Annotated in this window: 1 pseudogene; it reads left to right on the forward strand. The window is 38.6% G+C overall.

The window, feature by feature from the left end:
- Positions 1–296: 296 nt before the first annotated feature.
- A pseudogene (locus AB4512_RS10130) lies at positions 297–562 on the forward strand (porin); the annotation flags it as partial.

Here is a 562-nt window from a genome sequence, read left to right on the forward strand (position 1 = left end):
CAACTATCTAGATCTAATTTTTCTTCGTGAAATAACGTGATCCCGATCTGTATATTTTTCCATCTTAAGTTTTTTATCAATTTTTATGTTTTTAAGTTGTTGATTTTAAAGTTTTAAATAACTTGTCTTTTTTTGATAGTGAGAGGGATCACTCTGCTGTCCCTTTTATTTTTAAACGCGAATTAATTCGAGCAACATAGATTTCATGCCAGGGAGGCTACCAACTACTCAAGCGGTGAAGGTGAATGATGTACCGAAGATGTGCCGCTGAAAAAATTAAACTAAGGCAGTTTACTATGAAAAAAATTATCGCTCTAAGTGCTCTTTCTCTTGCTTTCGCTTCTAGTGCTTTTGCTGGTTCTTCTTACGTAACGGGTAACATCCAAATTCATGACGATGGCCGTATCCACGGTTCTGACATGACTTCTACGCTAGAAGCTGGTCACACGTTTGACAACTCTCTAGGCGGTTTCACGGTTTATTCTGAGTTTGATGGTATCCAACTGGGCAAACTTGAATCTGAAAATGGCGGCGCAGGTAATACTACTCCAGGCATCACTGT

Source organism: Vibrio sp. 10N.222.52.B7 (assembly GCF_041474275.1).
GTDB classification, from domain to species: domain Bacteria; phylum Pseudomonadota; class Gammaproteobacteria; order Enterobacterales; family Vibrionaceae; genus Vibrio; species Vibrio crassostreae_C.